The organism is Pseudomonas asiatica (genome assembly GCF_040214835.1).
GTDB lineage: Bacteria > Pseudomonadota > Gammaproteobacteria > Pseudomonadales > Pseudomonadaceae > Aquipseudomonas > Aquipseudomonas putida_Z.
The window spans coordinates 1758458-1771817 of record NZ_CP157874.1; the positions used below are offsets into that span (position 1 = coordinate 1758458).

Annotated in this window: 11 protein-coding genes, 1 tRNA gene and 1 pseudogene; 9 read left to right on the forward strand and 4 right to left on the reverse strand. The window is 65.0% G+C overall.

All coding sequences use genetic code 11. The features are described from left to right. Positions 1 to 64 precede the first annotated feature (64 nt). The 3 genes from rlmM (at position 65) to pdxB (ending at position 3487) form a co-directional block, all read left to right on the forward strand. Positions 65 to 1129: a 23S rRNA (cytidine(2498)-2'-O)-methyltransferase RlmM gene (rlmM, locus tag ABNP31_RS08005; RefSeq protein ID WP_025338306.1), complete on the forward strand. Its 1065-nt coding sequence runs from the start codon at positions 65 to 67 to the stop codon at positions 1127 to 1129. 912 nt (positions 1130 to 2041) lie between these two features. Then, entirely contained in the window at positions 2042 to 2284 is a 243-nt protein-coding gene (tusA, locus tag ABNP31_RS08010; RefSeq protein WP_003248727.1) for a sulfurtransferase TusA, read from the forward strand. Positions 2285 to 2344: 60 nt separating this feature from the next. Then, positions 2345 to 3487 carry a 4-phosphoerythronate dehydrogenase PdxB gene (pdxB, locus tag ABNP31_RS08015; RefSeq protein WP_025338308.1) on the forward strand — a complete coding sequence of 381 codons (1143 nt, stop codon included), beginning with the start codon at positions 2345 to 2347 and terminating at the stop codon, positions 3485 to 3487. A gap of 175 nt (positions 3488 to 3662) precedes the next feature. Here the strand turns inward: pdxB and ABNP31_RS08020 are convergent, their stop codons facing one another. Beyond that, complete coding sequence (locus ABNP31_RS08020; protein ID WP_170978823.1) at positions 3663 to 3836, reverse strand: PA1571 family protein; 174 nt, start codon at positions 3834 to 3836, stop codon at positions 3663 to 3665. A 213-nt stretch (positions 3837 to 4049) separates the two neighbouring features. Between ABNP31_RS08020 and ABNP31_RS08025 the strand changes: the two genes are divergently transcribed. From ABNP31_RS08025 to mqo, 4 genes and pseudogenes are all read left to right on the forward strand, one after another. Continuing rightward, positions 4050 to 5813: an ABC transporter transmembrane domain-containing protein gene (locus ABNP31_RS08025; RefSeq protein WP_350013173.1), complete on the forward strand. Its 1764-nt coding sequence runs from the start codon at positions 4050 to 4052 to the stop codon at positions 5811 to 5813. Positions 5814 to 6577: 764 nt separating this feature from the next. After that, positions 6578 to 6688 (forward strand): annotated as a pseudogene (locus tag ABNP31_RS26180) (hypothetical protein); the annotation flags it as partial. A gap of 228 nt (positions 6689 to 6916) precedes the next feature. Further along, complete coding sequence (locus ABNP31_RS26185) at positions 6917 to 7621, forward strand: methyl-accepting chemotaxis protein (protein ID WP_371917556.1); 705 nt, start codon at positions 6917 to 6919, stop codon at positions 7619 to 7621. 307 nt (positions 7622 to 7928) lie between these two features. Continuing rightward, complete coding sequence (gene mqo, locus ABNP31_RS08035) at positions 7929 to 9503, forward strand: malate dehydrogenase (quinone) (RefSeq protein ID WP_350013175.1); 1575 nt, start codon at positions 7929 to 7931, stop codon at positions 9501 to 9503. Between the two features lie 200 nt (positions 9504 to 9703). Here mqo and ABNP31_RS08040 read toward each other — a convergent pair. After that, positions 9704 to 9780, reverse strand: a tRNA-Pro gene (locus ABNP31_RS08040). Between the two features lie 80 nt (positions 9781 to 9860). After that, a complete protein-coding gene (locus ABNP31_RS08045) occupies positions 9861 to 10082 on the reverse strand; it encodes a YgdI/YgdR family lipoprotein (RefSeq protein ID WP_025338312.1) in 222 nt (73 codons plus the stop codon). A gap of 188 nt (positions 10083 to 10270) precedes the next feature. Here ABNP31_RS08045 and moaB point away from each other — a divergent pair, with 188 nt between their 5' ends. Then, on the forward strand, positions 10271 to 10810 hold the full coding sequence (gene moaB, locus ABNP31_RS08050; protein WP_025338313.1) for a molybdenum cofactor biosynthesis protein B: 540 nt from the start codon (positions 10271 to 10273) through the stop codon (positions 10808 to 10810). Positions 10811 to 10832: 22 nt separating this feature from the next. Then, positions 10833 to 12020 (forward strand): molybdopterin molybdotransferase MoeA, encoded by a 1188-nt coding sequence (locus tag ABNP31_RS08055; RefSeq protein ID WP_350013406.1) that lies wholly within the window; start codon positions 10833 to 10835, stop codon positions 12018 to 12020. A gap of 9 nt (positions 12021 to 12029) precedes the next feature. Here ABNP31_RS08055 and ABNP31_RS08060 read toward each other — a convergent pair whose 3' ends face one another. Beyond that, positions 12030 to 13256, reverse strand: a complete 1227-nt coding sequence (locus ABNP31_RS08060; RefSeq protein ID WP_350013176.1) for a glycosyltransferase family 4 protein — start codon at positions 13254 to 13256, stop codon at positions 12030 to 12032. Positions 13257 to 13360 lie beyond the last annotated feature (104 nt).

The window sequence follows — 13360 nt, forward strand, 5'->3', positions numbered from 1 at the left end:
GATCTTCCTTTATCATCGCCGCCCTGCCGGCGCCTGTGGCGCGCCAGCCGAAGTGGAGTGAGAGATGAATACCCTGTTCATGCATTGCCGGCCCGGTTTCGAGGGTGAGGTGTGCGCCGAAATCAGCGAACATGCCGCCCGCCTGGGTGTTGCCGGCTATGCCAAAGGCAAGCCGCAAAGTGCCAGTGCCGAGTTTGTCTGTAGCGAGGAGGGCGGTGTCGAGCGGTTGATGGGGGAACTGCGCTTCAACCAGCTGATTTTCCCGCGGCAGTGGGCCCGTGGCGGTTATGTCGAACTGCCGGAAAGCGATCGCATCAGTGTGCTGCTGGCGCACCTGGCCGGGTTCCCGGTGTTCGGTAGCCTGTGGCTGGAGGTGCTGGACAGCAACGAAGGCAAGGAACTGTCCACCTTCTGCCGCAAGTTCGAGGTGCCGCTGCGCAAGGCTTTGGAAAAGGCCGGCCGCCTGGTCGACGACCCCAGCCGCCCACGCCTGCTGCTCACCTTCATCAGCGGCCGCCGGGTATTTGCCGGTGTTGCCCCGGCCAACAACAGTGCGCTGTGGCCCATGGGCATCCCGCGCCTGAAATTCCCCCGCGAGGCGCCCAGCCGCTCGACGCTCAAGCTGGAAGAGGCCTGGCACCAGTTCATCCCGCGCGAGCAGTGGGAGCAGCGCCTGGGCGATGACATGACCGGGGTCGACCTGGGGGCCTCGCCGGGTGGCTGGACCTACCAGCTGGTGCGCCGGGGCATGCTGGTGACCGCCATCGACAACGGGCCGATGGCCGAAAGCCTGATGGACACCGGGTTGGTTCAACACCTGATGGCCGATGGTTTCACCTGGCAACCGAAGCAGCCGGTGGACTGGATGGTGTGCGATATCGTCGAGAAGCCGGCGCGTACTACCTCGCTGATCGAGACCTGGCTGGGCGAGGGGTTGTGCCGTGAAGCTGTGGTCAACCTGAAGCTGCCGATGAAACAGCGCTATGCCGAAGTACGCCGGCTGCTCGACCGCATGGAGGCGACCTTCAAGGCGCGCAAGATCAAGGTGTCGATTGCTTGCAAGCAGCTGTATCACGACCGCGAGGAAGTGACCTGCCATCTGCGCCGATTGGACTTGAAGCCGCGCTAGCACAGCGAACCGCTTTGCTCTTGCTCTTGCTCTTGCTCTTGCTCTTGCTCTTGCTTCGGCTTTTGCTTCTAAGCGCGCGATAGTTCAGGCGCCGCCGATTGCGACTTCAGGAGGCCGAGCGAAGGGACTGCGGAGGGAGGTGACGGGCATGGATGCCCGTCAAGCGCTGAGGCCCCATGGATGGGGCCTGCAGCGCGTACTCCCGGGAGCAGGCCCGTAGCGAGGGAACCCCGGAGCGCAGCGTAGGGGCCGGATGATAGGAGCCAGCGTTTTTTGGTTACTTTTTGTCGCGTTTGACAAAAAGTGACCCGCCGTAAGGGCGGAAAGGTGAATAAGCGCCACCTTCGAGAATGAATGTTGACCTTGTTGTTGATGCCCACGCTTGAAAGCGAAGAGCGAAGAGCGAAGAGCGAAGAGCGAAGAGCGAAGAGCGAAGAGCGAAGAGCGGAAAAGTACCGGTCTTGATCTTGCGCATAGTCCATTTACGATGGCGACGCATACTCACCTTTTCGCCCTTACGGCGAGTCACTTTTTGCCAAACGCGGCAAAAAGTAACCAAAAAACGCTGCGCTCCCATCATCCGGCCCCTACGCTGCGCTCCGGGGTCCCCTCGCGCCGGTCTTGCTCCCGGGAGGACGCGCTGCAGGCCCCATCCATGGGGCCTCAGCGCTTGACGGGCATCCATGCCCGTCACCTCCCTCCGCAAGCCCTCTGCTCGGCCTCCTGAAGTCGCGAAGATCAAGATCAAGATCAAGAGCAAGAGCAAGAGCAAGAGCAAGAGCAAGAGCAAGAGCAAGAGCAAGAGCAGGCGCAGGCGCAGGAGCAGGCGCAGGAGCAGGGCGCGTCTTCACAGGCGGTGCTTGGACCACGTCGCGCGATGCGCGACAATAGCGATCATTTGCGGAGTCCCCCATGACCGATTTCACCCCCGACGCCATCCTCGACGCCACCGGCCTGAACTGCCCGGAACCGGTGATGATGCTGCACCAGCACGTGCGCAACCTGGCCGCTGGCGGCCTGCTCAAGGTCATCGCCACCGACCCCTCGACCCGCCGCGACATCCCCAAGTTCTGCAACTTCCTCGGCCACGAACTGCTGCAGCAGCAGGAAGACGCCGGTACCTTCCTGTACTGGATCCGCAAGAAAGCCGACTGAGCCGCTCTGGAACACGCCCGGCGTTGCGCCTACACTGCGTTCCCCAGACAGGAGAGCGCCATGCTGATAGTTGCCGACGAGAACATCCCGCTGCTCGATGCCTTCTTCCAGGGTTTCGGCGAAATCCGTCGTTACCCGGGCCGAAGCCTCGATGCCGCCAGCGTAAAGGACGCCGACATCCTGCTGGTGCGCTCGGTGACCAAGGTCGACCGCCAGTTGCTCGAAGGCAGCCGCGTGCGCTTTGTCGGCACCTGCACCATCGGCACCGACCACCTCGACCTGAACTACTTTGCCGAGGCCGGCATCCACTGGAGCAGCGCACCGGGCTGCAATGCCCGCGGCGTGGTCGATTACGTGCTGGGCAGCCTGCTGACCCTGGCGGAACTGGATGGCGTGGCACTGCCCGAGCGTGTGTATGGCGTGGTAGGCGCGGGTGAGGTGGGTGGCCGCCTGGTGCGGGTGCTGCACGGCCTGGGCTGGAAGGTACTGGTATGCGACCCGCTGCGCCAGGCCGCCGAGGGCGGTGACTACGTCAGCCTCGAGACCATCCTGCAACAGTGCGATGTGATCAGCCTGCACACCCCTTTGCAGCGTGGCGGCGAGCACCCGACCTGGCACCTGCTGGGCCAGGCGCAGCTGGCGCAGTTGCGCCCGGGGGCCTGGCTGGTCAACGCCAGCCGTGGTCCAGTGGTGGACAACGCCGCCCTGCGCGAACTGCTGCTGGACCGCGAAGACCTGCATGCGGTGCTGGATGTGTGGGAGGGGGAGCCGCAGGTCGACCTGCAACTGGCCGACCTGTGCACATTGGCTTCGCCGCACATTGCCGGCTACAGCCTCGACGGCCGCCAGCGTGGTACGGCGCAGATCTACCAGGCGCTGTGCCGCTTCCTCGGTGTGGATGAACAGGTGCAACTGGCCGACCTGCTGCCCCGGCCGCCGCTGGCGCAGATCGAGCTGGATGCCAGCACTGACCCGGCCTGGGCTTTGGCCACCCTGTGCCGCGCGGTGTACGACCCACGCCGCGACGATGCCGATTTCCGCCGCAGCCTCAGCGACGACCCGCAGCAGCAGCGTGCAGCGTTCGACCAGTTGCGCAAGCAGTACCCGCCACGGCGCGAGATCGAGGGGCTGGCGGTGCGCTTGCGCGGGGAGTCGCCGCAGTTGGCGCAGCTGGTCAGTGCCTTGGGTGGGGTGTTGGTCTGACAGCCGTTTGAAAGCTGTGCCGGCCTCTTCGCGGGTAAACCCGCTCCCACAGGTAGCCCGCTGACCTCAAGGCTTGTGTTGTCCCTGTGGGAGCGGGTTTACCCGCGAAAGGGCCGGTACAGGATTCAGGCAAATAAAAACCCGGCGCAAGCGCCGGGTTGCAAGAATTCGCCGATCAACCTTTGCGTACGCGCTCGACCCGGCTTTCTTCCAGGGCCTTGCAGGCCTTCTGGATCATCTGCTCGGTGATCGGTACTTCGCGCCCCTGGGCATCGATGATCGAACCGCACACCTGCGGCTGAGGGGTAGTCCGGGGCTTCTGGTTGTCGCTGCCATGCTGCAAGCTCATGTATTGTCTCCTCATCAGGTTCAAGCGCAGGTTAACCCTGTGCCGTGACTGGCCTGTGACAGTACCTGCAGGGTCACGGCAGGCACAGTCGAACAGAAACGGCGGTAAAGCTCCATAGCCTGGTTAGACCGATAGGCTATAGCAACCCTGCAAGGGTTCCACAGGCGTGGATGAGTGGTAGGCTGCGGTTTCCCCGCCAATGTGGTCAGCGCCATGCCCGAATCGGTTTCCCCGCGTCAACGCCGCGCCTTGCGCCTGGGTTGGCAGTTTGTCCGTCCGTACCGTCGCCAGGTGCTGCTGGCCTTGCTGGCCCTGGTAGTCACCGCCGCCATCACCCTGTCCATGGGGCAGGGCATCCGCCTGCTGGTGGACCAGGGCTTCATGACCCGCTCCGCGCGTCAGCTCAACCAGACCATCGGCCTGTTCCTGCTGCTGGTGGTGGCACTGGCGGTGGGTACCTTCAGCCGCTTCTACCTGGTGTCGTGGATCGGCGAGCGCTGCGTGGCCGATATCCGTCGGGCCGTGTTCGACCACCTGATCGGCCTGCATCCCGGTTTTTTCGAAGACAACCGCAGCTCCGAGATCCAGTCGCGGCTGACCGCCGACACCACCTTGCTGCAATCGGTAATCGGCTCTTCGCTGTCGATGTTCCTGCGCAACGCGCTGATGGTCATCGGTGGTGTGGTGTTGCTGTTCATCACCAACCCCAAGCTCACCAGCATCGTGGTGGTGGCCCTGCCGCTGGTGCTGGCGCCGATCCTGCTGTTCGGCCGCCGGGTACGCAGCCTGTCGCGGCAGAGCCAGGACCGGGTGGCCGATGTGGGCAGCTATGTGGCCGAGACCCTCGGGCAGATCAAGACCGTGCAGGCCTACAACCACCAGGCACATGACCGCCAGCTGTTCGCCGGCACGGTGGAAGCGGCGTTTGCCGTAGCCCGGCAGCGGATTGCCCAGCGCGCCTGGCTTATCACCCTGGTGATCGTGCTGGTTCTGGGAGCGGTGGGGGTGATGTTGTGGGTTGGCGGCATGGACGTGATCGCCGGGCGTATTTCCGCGGGCGAACTGGCCGCCTTCGTGTTCTACAGCCTGATCGTCGGCAGTGCCTTCGGCACCCTCAGCGAGGTGATCGGCGAGTTGCAGCGGGCGGCGGGCGCCGCCGAGCGCATTGCCGAACTGTTGGCGGCGCGCAGTGCAATCCTGCCGCCCGCCGTGGCGCAGGTGCTGCCGCAGCAGCGGGCCAGTGGGCGTATCGAGCTGCAGCAGTTGGTGTTCGCCTACCCGTCACGGCCCTCGGTGGCGGCTGTCGATGGCCTGAGCCTGACCATCGAGCCGGGGCAGACCGTGGCGCTGGTGGGCCCGTCGGGGGCGGGCAAGTCGACCTTGTTCGATTTGTTGCTGCGCTTCTACGACCCCCAGCAGGGGCGCATCCTGCTCGATGGCCGGGCGATCAACGAACTCGACCCCGATCACCTGCGCCAGCAGTTCGCCCTGGTGGCACAGAACCCCTCGCTGTTTCGCGGCACGGTCGAGGCCAACATCCGCTATGGCCGGCCCGAGGCGACCCTGGCCGAGGTCGAGGCAGCCGCCCGGGGTGCTCATGCCGACGCATTCATCCGGCAATTGCCGCAGGGCTACCAGACACCGCTGGGCGAGGGCGGCATCGGCCTGTCCGGCGGGCAGCGGCAGCGCCTGGCCATCGCCCGTGCGTTGCTGGTCGATGCGCCGATCCTGTTGCTGGACGAAGCCACCAGCGCACTCGACGCGCAAAGCGAACACCTGATCCAGCAGGCGCTGCCCAGCCTGATGGCCGGGCGCACCACCCTGGTGATCGCCCATCGCCTGGCTACGGTCCAGCATGCTGACCGTATCGCGGTCATCGACAAGGGCAGGCTGGTGGCGGTGGGGACGCATCGCCAGCTGATCGAAGAGAGCCCGCTGTATGCCCGGCTGGCGGCCTTGCAGTTCACCACGGGGTAGCTTGTAGTGGCGTTGTAACATTTCTGTAGTATTTGCCTGAGAGTATCTAGCTCAACTGTTGCGTAAGTGCTCGACCTGGCTGCCATTGCTTGATGGCAGCCTTTTTTTGGCCTGCCAGTAACCGGGCTGCGTTGCACCCCATTGCCAACTTGCGCGGCCCCCGGTCTTCCTCCTGCTTTCCGAGATCCAAGATGTTGCGTAAATCCCTCAGAGTGCAAATTCTCTCCCTGCTCGGCGGCAGTCTGGTGGCGATGTTGCTGATCGCCCTGGTGTGCTTCCAGTTCCTCTCCTCCAGCGTGCGCGGCTACGCCGAGCTGGTCGACGGGCCGCTGCGGGCCTCGCAGTTGATCGACGAAGCCAACCTGCAGTTCAAGATCCAGGTGCAGGAATGGAAGAATGTGCTGTTGCGCGGGCGCCAGCCGGCTGACATGGACAAGTACTGGCAGCAGTTCCAGGCTCGCGAGCAGCAGGTGCAGCAACTGCTCGGGCAATTGATCGACAGCAGCGACGCGAGGCTCAAGGCGCCGCTGCAGCAACTGCGTGACAGCCACCGGCAGCTGGGCCAGGCCTATGCGCAGGGGCGCCAGGCATTCCTGGCGGCGGGCGGCGACCCGGTGGCCGGCGACCAGGCGGTCAAGGGCGTGGACCGCGCCGTCAGCGAGCAGATGAGCGAACTGGTCGAGCAACTGCGTGCCGAAGCCCGTCAGCACGCCGCCAGCCTGAGTGCCGGCGCCGAGCGCACGGTATGGCTGGGCTTGCTGGTGATGCTGGCTTCGGCCGTGCTGGTGGGGCTGCTCAGCCTGTGGTTGGTCAACCGCAGCCTGGTCGAGCCGATCCGCCAGTTGATCGAATATGTCGCGCAGCTTAGCCAGGGCCGCTTTGCCGCCCGGGTAGACAGCCGCCGCGAGGACGAACTGGGGCGCCTGGCGCGGGCCGCCAACACCCTGCGCGATTTCCTCGCCGACACGGTCGGCCGGCTGCAGGACAACGCCCAGGAACTGGAAGGTGCCAGCGGCCAGCTGCGCAGCATCGCCGGCGACATGGCCCGTGGTACCCATGACCAGTTCCAGCGCACCGACCAGGTGGCCACGGCCATGCACGAGATGTCCGCCACCGCCCAGGAAGTCGCGCGCCACGCCGCCGAGGCCGCCCGCGCGGCGGACGACGCCGACCACAGTGCCCAGGCGGGCGAGCAGGTGATGCAGCAGACCATCGACATCATCGGCGCGGTCAACCGCGAAATTGCCGGCACGGCGGCGGTGATTCGCGACCTGGAGCATGACAGCACGCGCATTGGCAAAGTGCTCGAAGTGATCCGTGGCATTGCCGAGCAGACCAACCTGCTGGCGCTCAACGCGGCCATCGAAGCGGCCCGTGCCGGCGAGGCCGGGCGAGGTTTTGCGGTCGTCGCCGATGAAGTGCGCAGCCTGGCCCAGCGCACGGCGGCGTCGATTGCCGAGATCCACCAGATCATCGAGGCGGTGCAGTCTGGGGCGGTGGAGGCGGTCAAGGCAATCGAAAGCGGCCAGCAGCGCAGCGAGGAGGGTGCCGAGCAGGTGCAGCAGGCCGGGCAGATGCTGCAGCGCATCACCCTGGCAGTGGAAGCGATCCGCGACATGAACCGGCAGATCGCCACGGCGGCCGAAGAGCAGACCAGCGTGGCCGAGGACATCTCGTGCAACCTGATCGAAATCACCCGCATCGCCACGGCCAACCAGCAGGCGGTGCAGCATACCGAACGGGCGGGGCAGCGCCTGCATGGGTTGTCGGGGCAGCTGGGTGAAGTCACCTCCCGCCTCACCGCCTGACGCGGCTCTTGTGGGAGCGGCCTTGTGTCGCGAAAGGGCCGCAAAGCGGCCCCGGCAATCTCTGCACGGACGCTGATATCCTGGGGCCGCTGCGCGGCCCTTTCGCGACACAAGGCCGCTCCCACAACGGTGCGGCGTCAGGTTGGCTACTGGGGAAACCCGCCACTTCCACTGCTTCATTCCATGCCCTCTGGCGGATTGCCGCCATCCTCCCCGTCGCCCGCCCCCTGTATTCACTGCTCCAGACCCAGTTGGCACGTTCCCTGCTCAAGGCGGCGCGCGTGTACACAACAACTGGATAACATCAATGAAGAAATTCCTGCTGACGTTCCTCTGCCTGGGCGTCATCGGCTGCTCCAAACCCGCGGAGCCGGAAAAGACCGTCGATGTGCTGCTGATTGGCGGTGGCATCATGAGTGCAAGCCTGGGCACCTACCTCACCGAGCTGGAGCCTTCCTGGAAGGTCGACGTCTACGAACGCCTGGACCAGGTGGCCGAAGAAAGCTCCAACGCCTGGAACAACGCCGGTACCGGTCACTCCGCGTTCTGCGAGCTGAACTACACCAGCGTCGGCAAAGACGGCAGCATCGACATCAGCAAGGCCGTTGGGGTCAACGAGCAGTTCGAGGTGTCCAAGCAGTTCTGGGCCTACCAGGTCGAGCAGGGCGTGCTGAGCAACCCGAAGTCGTTCATCAACAACGTGCCGCACATGAGCTTTGTCTGGGGTGACGACAACGTCGCCTTCCTGCACAAGCGCGTCGACGCCCTGCAGCACAGCTCGCTGTTCCGCGGCATGGAAATCTCCGAAGACCACGAGCAGATCCGCAAATGGGCACCGCTGGTGATGGAAGGCCGTGACCCGGAGCAGAAAATCGCCGCCACGCGCATGGCCATCGGCACCGACGTGAACTTTGGCGAAATCACCCGCCAGTTGTTCGCGGCGATGACTCGCAACCCCAATGTGTCGCTGAACCTGCGTCATGAAGTGCGCGACATTGTGCGCAACGACGACGGCACCTGGCATGTGCGGGTGGCCGACCTGGCCAATGGCGGCGAGGAAAAGGCCGTCAACGCCCGCTTCGTGTTCATCGGTGCCGGTGGTGGCGCGCTGAAGCTGCTGCAGAAGTCGGGCATCCCTGAAGCCGAAGGCTATGCCGGCTTCCCGGTCGGTGGCCAGTTCCTGATGACCGACAACCCCGACCTGGTCGCCCGCCACCAGGCCAAGCTGTACGGCAAGGCCTCGGTCGGCGCGCCGCCGATGTCGGTACCGCACCTGGACACGCGGATGATCGATGGCAAGCAGGTGCTGCTGTTCGGCCCGTTCGCCACCTTCTCCACCAAGTACCTCAAGCACGGCTCGCTGCTGGACATGTTCGCCTCGCTGAACAGCCACAACGTGCTGCCGATGGTCAATGCCGGTATCGACAACATCGACCTCAGCACCTACCTGATGGGGCAGTTGATGCTCAGTTTCGATGACCGCATGAACGCGCTGCGCGAGTACTTCCCCAACGCCAAGAACGAGGACTGGAAGCTGCTGCAGGCCGGCCAGCGGGTGCAGGTGATCAAGAAGGACCCGGTACTGGGCGGTGTGCTGCAGTTCGGTACTGAAGTGGTGGCGGCCCAGGACGGCAGCATCGCTGCATTGCTGGGGGCATCGCCGGGTGCCTCGACCGCGGCGCCGATCATGCTGACCGTGCTGGAAAAGACCTTCAAGGACCGTATCCAGTCGCCAGCCTGGCAGGCCAGGCTCAAGGAAATCGTGCCAAGCTATGGGCAGAAGCTGAACAACAACCTGGCGCTGACCAACCAGACCCGGGCCTGGAGCAGTGAGCGCCTGCAGTTGCTGTATGTGCCGGTGGAGGCCGAACTGTCGCACTGACACATGTGGGAGCGGCCTTGTGTCGCGAAAGGGTCGCAACGCGGCCCCAGGATTTCAGCCAGGCTGCACAAGTTGCTGGGGGCTGCCTTGCAGCCCTTTCGCGACACAAGGCCGCTCCCACAAAGGGGCGCGCGCTGGGGCAGGGCACTTTTCAATGCGCAACAAAAAGCCCGCACTAGGCGGGCTTTTTGACGAGGATTTGGTCGGAGAGACAGGATTCGAACCTGCGGCCTTCTCGTCCCGAACGAGACGCGCTACCTGGCTGCGCTACACTCCGATGAAGGAAATCCTACTGCATACTTTTTTTGCACGCAAGCCCTTGTTGTTAAAAGGGCCTTTGCAAAAAACAGGCTGCGATCAGAGCTCTTTGACGGTGCGGATCTGGTCCTTGTTCAGGCGTGTGCGCTTGCCGTCCAGCTGCTCGAATTCGTAGAAACCGGAGTCTTCATCGAACTTCGGTGTGTCGGTGGCCTGGATTTCGCGACCGTCGTTCAGGGTAATGACGGTTGGCGATGCGCAGCCAGCGAGGGCGCCCAGGCCCAAGGCGAGCAGGAAGGCGGGTAGGGTCCGTTGAATCATCGTGTTTCTCCAGTGCGATGGTGCTAGATGACATTAAGACGCAGGGCGTCCACGCAAGTTCCGTCTACAGTGCAGCATAGCGGCAAACCCGGGGCATTGATCGAGGGCAAGGGCCACGGGCGTCACGCTGTGATGGGGGCGCGCTGTGTTATAACTGCGGCCATCCCATCTTCTTGTGACGGACCCCCATGAAAGCCAAGGCAGATACCCCCTTCGTGCCGCTGAACATCGCCGTGCTCACGGTCAGCGACACCCGTACTTTCGACACCGATACCTCCGGCCAGCTGTTCGTCGACCGGCTGAGCGCGGCTGGCCATCGCCTGGCCGAGCGCGTGCTGCTGAAAGATGACTTGTACAAGATTCGCGCCCAGGTCGCCACCTGGATTGCCGATGACAGCGTGCAGGTGGTGCTGATCACCGGCGGCACCGGCTTCACCGGCCGCGACAGCACGCCCGAGGCCGTGGCCTGCCTGCTGGACAAGCAGGTAGAAGGCTTTGGTGAGCTGTTCCGGCAGATTTCCGTGGCCGACATCGGCACCTCCACCGTGCAGTCGCGTGCCCTGGCCGGGCTGGCCAACGGTACCCTGGTGTGCTGCCTGCCGGGTTCGACCAACGCGGTGCGCACCGGTTGGGACGGTATCCTCGCCGAGCAGCTGGATGCCCGCCATCGCCCGTGCAACTTCGTGCCGCACCTGAAGCAGGCAGCGGCCTGCGACAGCCGTGGCTGAGGTCCGCCATGCCCGGCCGCTGATGCCGGTAGAACAGGCCCTGGAGCAGCTGCTGGCTTTGGCCGAAGCGGCACCGATCCGCGACACCGAGAACCTGCCGCTGGCCGAGGCCGAGGGCCGTGTGCTGGCCACCGACCTGGTGGCCTCGCTCGACCTGCCGCCTTGGCCGAACAGTGCCATGGACGGTTACGCCCTGCGCATGGCCGACTGGCAGGGCGAACCACTGCCGGTCAGCCAGCGGATTTTTGCCGGCCATGCGCCGCAGCCGCTGCAACCGGGCACCTGCGCGCGCATCTTCACCGGGGCACCGCTGCCCGAAGGTGCCGACTGCGTCGAGATGCAGGAAAACACCGAAGTGGCGGAGGATGGCCGGGTACGCTTTCTCGAAGCGCTGAAGACCGGGCAGAACATTCGTCCCCAGGGCCAGGAAACCCGCAAGGGCGAACAGGTGATGAGCGCCGGCACCCGGCTGGGGCCGATCGAGCTGGGCCTGGCCGCGACCCTGGGCCATGGCCGGCTGGACGTGGTGCGCAAGGTGCGGGTGGCGGTGTTGTCCACCGGTGACGAACTGGTCGAACCCGGCCTGCCGCTGGGGCCGGGGCAGATCTACAACAGTAATCGCCGGCTGCTGGTCAGCTGGCTGCAGAGGCTGGGCTGCGACGTGGTCGATGCGGGCATCCTGCCGGATGACCTGGCGCGCACCCGCAACTGCCTGGCCGAGGTGGGCGATGTCGACCTGATCCTGTCCACCGGCGGTGTCTCGGTGGGGGAGGCCGACTACCTCGGCGCCGCCCTGCGCGAAGCCGGCGAGCTGGCCTTGTGGAAGCTGGCGATCAAACCGGGCAAGCCGCTGACCTTCGGCCACTTCCAGGGCGTGCCGGTAATCGGCCTGCCGGGTAACCCGGCCTCGACCCTGGTCACCTTCGGCCTGCTGACCCGGCCCTACCTGTTGCGGCGTCAGGGCGTGGCCGATGTCACGCCGTTGCGCTTCGACATGCCGGCCGGCTTTGACTGGCCCAAGCCTGGCACGCGCCGCGAGTACCTGCGCGCCCGCATCGAACAGGGCCAGGTGCGCATCTACAAGAACCAGAGCTCTGGCGTGCTGCGCAGTGCGGCCTGGGCCGAAGGGTTGGTGGAGGTGCGCGAAGGCAGTACGCCGAAGCAGGGTGACAGCGTGCCGTTCATCCCCTTCAGCGAACTACTTGGCTGAGCGGCCCCGTCAGGCACTGGCCAGCGGCGTGGCCTCGGCCGGTGCCGCCAGTGCCAGGCGCATGTGCACGTTCTCCAGTTGCTGGGCGGCCACGCTCCAGTCGTGGCGCTGGCGGGCGAACTGGCGCCCGGCGTCGCTCAACTGGCTCATGCGCCAGGGCTGGTTGAGCAACTGGGTGATCAGCAGGGCCAGCTGGTCGCCATCCTCACTGCCCAGGTAGTGCTCACCATTGTTCGCGGCCAGGCCTGAAACGCCTTTGCCGGTGGTGATCACCGGCAAGCCGGCGGCCATCGCTTCGAGGATTTTCACCTTGGAGCCACCGGAATAGCGCAGCGGTGCGAAGAACAATGCTGAACGCCGTTGCAGTTCACGCAGGTCGGGGCGGTAGCCGAACCATTCGATGCGCGGGTCGTTCCAGTGCAGTTTCCAGCTGGCCGGCATGGCATGCCCGGCAATCGCCAGGCGCACCGCCGGGTTGCTCATCCAGACCTGCGGCATGATGTCTTCCAGCGCCCATTCGATGGCCTCCAGGTTGGCGCCATACTCGAAGTTGCCAACGAACAGCAGGCGCTGGCTGTGCAGCGCGGGTTGCACGTGCTGGTAGAAATCACAGTCCACGCCATTGACCACCACGTTCACCGGGCGCCCGCTGATCTGCGCGATCAATTCGGCGTCGTGGGCGCTGACTGCCACCAGTTCGGTGGGTTGGCGCAATACCCGCTGTTCCCAGCGTCGATAGCGCCAGCGGTCGAAGGCGTTGAGCGGGCGCAGCCATAGCGGCAGGCGATCGTGGCTGGCGCCACCCATCACCGATTCCAGGGTGTGCTCGCTGAGCATGTACGGCAGTCCGCGTGCCTGCAGGGCCTTTTCGAAGGGCTGGAAACTGTAGCTGTGTTCGATCTGGATCACGTCCCAGGGCTCGTCCAGCAAATGCTCGAAGCGGTGCCGCAGGCAAGGGGCCAGCCCATTGATGATTGCCCGCATGGGGTAGGCGATGATCGGCGAGGCCAGCAGGTTCAGCGGGCTGTGCAGGGGCCGACGGGGCAGCACGATCAGGCGCTCGAGCAGCGGTTCCAGGGCTTCGCGGGCGGCATCGCCGAGCGGGATCTTCGATTGCACCAGCAGGGTAATCCGATGGCCCCGCTGTGCCAGTGCGCGCATCAGGTGGTATTGCCGGGTCTTGCTGCCGCTGGTGGTTGGCCAGGGCAGGTACGGCAGTGTCCAGAGAATGCGCATGACCCGAAATCCTCGCTAAAGGCTGCGGATAGCAAGACGCGCCCGTGGGCAGCAGTGGTAGAACCACTGCCGGGGGCGCGTCCGTGGCAATAAAGTGTATCTGC

Coding starts and splice junctions, on each gene's coding strand:
- rlmM (WP_025338306.1), top strand. CDS start 65: ATGAATACCCTGTTCATGCATTGCCGGCCCGGTTTCGAGGGTGAGGTG.
- tusA (WP_003248727.1), top strand. CDS start 2,042: ATGACCGATTTCACCCCCGACGCCATCCTCGACGCCACCGGCCTGAAC.
- pdxB (WP_025338308.1), top strand. CDS start 2,345: ATGCTGATAGTTGCCGACGAGAACATCCCGCTGCTCGATGCCTTCTTC.
- ABNP31_RS08020 (WP_170978823.1), bottom strand. CDS start 3,836: ATGAGCTTGCAGCATGGCAGCGACAACCAGAAGCCCCGGACTACCCCT.
- ABNP31_RS08025 (WP_350013173.1), top strand. CDS start 4,050: ATGCCCGAATCGGTTTCCCCGCGTCAACGCCGCGCCTTGCGCCTGGGT.
- ABNP31_RS26185 (WP_371917556.1), top strand. CDS start 6,917: ATGTCCGCCACCGCCCAGGAAGTCGCGCGCCACGCCGCCGAGGCCGCC.
- mqo (WP_350013175.1), top strand. CDS start 7,929: ATGAAGAAATTCCTGCTGACGTTCCTCTGCCTGGGCGTCATCGGCTGC.
- ABNP31_RS08045 (WP_025338312.1), bottom strand. CDS start 10,082: ATGATTCAACGGACCCTACCCGCCTTCCTGCTCGCCTTGGGCCTGGGC.
- moaB (WP_025338313.1), top strand. CDS start 10,271: ATGAAAGCCAAGGCAGATACCCCCTTCGTGCCGCTGAACATCGCCGTG.
- ABNP31_RS08055 (WP_350013406.1), top strand. CDS start 10,833: ATGCCGGTAGAACAGGCCCTGGAGCAGCTGCTGGCTTTGGCCGAAGCG.
- ABNP31_RS08060 (WP_350013176.1), bottom strand. CDS start 13,256: ATGCGCATTCTCTGGACACTGCCGTACCTGCCCTGGCCAACCACCAGC.